The organism is Pseudomonas sp. NFPP02, assembly GCF_900119355.1.
GTDB lineage: Bacteria > Pseudomonadota > Gammaproteobacteria > Pseudomonadales > Pseudomonadaceae > Aquipseudomonas > Aquipseudomonas paracarnis.
Window position 1 is genome coordinate 1 of the sequence record NZ_FPJI01000029.1, and the last position, 2248, is coordinate 2248.

Consider the following 2248-nt stretch of genomic DNA (forward strand, 5'->3'; position numbering starts at 1 on the left):
TGAAACGCTGCCGATTACCCTGCGCATCGGTTTGCTCCAGCACATTGCCCACCGGGTTGAACTGCAAAGTACTGCGAGCACCGGCTGCTTGCTCAAGCAAATCATCCCGCTCATTAAGGGGCAGTGGCCAATCAGGCATATCCAGGCTTTGCAGATAACGCTGGGTTTGCGCTATCGGCTCGCCACCTACCCCGTAGTAGTCGAAATGACGAGTACCGGCCGGGTCATCTTGGCGCACCACCCGCCCACATTGATTACGTTCAGCCGCAGTCGGCTCAGCCATCCCGTATGCAAAGCGCTCGGTGCAGGCTGAATTTTCAATAATCGCCACAGGTCGCAGTAGCGCATCGAATACTACGCGGCGTTGACTACCGCGCCCATTCCAGAACTGCACACCCTGCCCAGCCTCACCGAACAGTTGAACATCCCAACCCGCATCGACGCTTTGAATCAACAATACTTGGCCGCCAAGCGAGTGAAGGATATTCAGGTTGGCAGGCACCTGCGGGTCGTCTTTTTGCACCGACTGCAGACGCGGGTCCCAGCGCGCTGTCGCTCTGCCTACCGCGTCATGCGCAGTGCGGTCGATGTGTGCCTGTGCCGCTTGGCCGGCAGTCGATCGTAAATACTTCACCGAGCGAACGGGTAGACTTCTCGGATCGGTAACAGTCAATGTGGGGGTATGGCTATTCAAGCTGAGCATGGCTGAGTCTCTCTACTTGAGGATTGCCGACATAAAATTCATTTCACACCGGCCATCTCCGTTCGAAGTTCGTGGTTAATAGCGCTCATGGGGATTTTATTTCCAAGAGTTTGCACTACCTACCTTAATGAAGCGTCTAAGCGGCATCTTTTCATTTCTACGATCATTAAAGCCCTGAACGTCGCCTCCCGACTCGACCAATATAGCCTGACGAACGATATCATTAGCCTCACTATCATATTCTCTTATGATCGAGCTAAACACCTTTGGACCTACCATCGAACTCATTAACTTTATTCGCTCAGGTGTTTCCAACTCGAGTATCCCGGCTCCGATGCGACCGTGACCATCCGTATACTCTTCAGACTTAACAACTTCTTTATAACGCACGACCATTTCTTTCTCGATATGCTTCAGTGTTTTGTTTCCAGCATGCGCCGCAAACGAGCTATTGTTTATCAGCACCGCATTTCTGGAGCCCCTATTTTCCCAAGGCACCCGAACAGGTGAGTTTGTGATTATTTCGTCGGGTCTTGCATAAAGCGTCGTATCGCCCAGGCGCTCGTGCCCTTCACTCTCAGCACCGAGATACTGGTCATCGACATCGGAGTAGAGCCCTCCTTTCTTGCGAACCAAATAGGGCCGTAGCGTATCCACCGCAAACGCAAAGTTTTTTGGATCTCCCGACCTGAAGTCTTTATAAATAGCCCCCACTGGACTTTTTTTGAATTTCCTGAAGAGCTTCTCCTCTCTCAAATAGACAACATTATGAACTTTAAGATCCTGTAGGACATTCGCAAATGCATCCTCGTTACCTGACTCAAGATAAAGATGAACTTTATACCCGCTCGCCTGCTCGACAGTATTATTAATATTGCTGACATGCGCCGCCAACGCTTCCGCTGACTCGCCCACCCATATCAAGTGGATATCTTTATTCACCGGCTCGCGCTTCTCACCCACAGCGTCTCGATAACCAATGGGATTACCGCCTAGAAAGGCGAATACATTTAAACCATCACTGACGCCCACGGGGTCCGGGTTAATCCAGCGCTGAAACCTGGGCATGTAATAGCGCAGACCGTAATAATAAAGGCCGGTCGCATCCCGCTCCTTACCCGAATAACGCAACGTGCGATAACTCTGCTCGCTCGAGTCTCCCCTCTCAGTGAACGCCGTACTGCCAAACGGATGATAAGTCTCGCGGCTGATGATCCGCGCTTCACTGTCCAGCTCCAGCGAGCAGGACCCCAAATGATCGTTCAGGTTGTAGCGGTATTGATCATTGGCCAGTTGACGCGGCACCGCGCCCTCCCAGTGCAACACCTGCACCGTGGTGCGGCCGGCCTGAACAGTGACGACATACAGTTTTTCGTCATCAATCGTGCGGGTTTCCAGACCGGGTAAATAGCACGTCTCGCTGATCACCGTGCGGGCGTTGGTTTGTGCTGTGCGCACCTTGCGCTGGCGCATGCCGTCGGCACCGTAGACGTAGCGCTCGGTGTCATTGAGGCGCAACGTGCGCTCCACCATATGCACATGGCT

General features: G+C 52.8%; 1 protein-coding gene and 1 pseudogene. Both read right to left on the reverse strand.

The window, feature by feature from the left end; genetic code table 11:
• A pseudogene (locus BT204_RS26850) lies at positions 1–703 on the reverse strand (toxin); the annotation flags it as partial.
• Between the two features lie 96 nt (positions 704–799).
• Positions 800–2248: RHS repeat-associated core domain-containing protein (locus BT204_RS26855; RefSeq protein WP_275668966.1), on the reverse strand; the 1449-nt coding region annotated here is incomplete at its 5' end.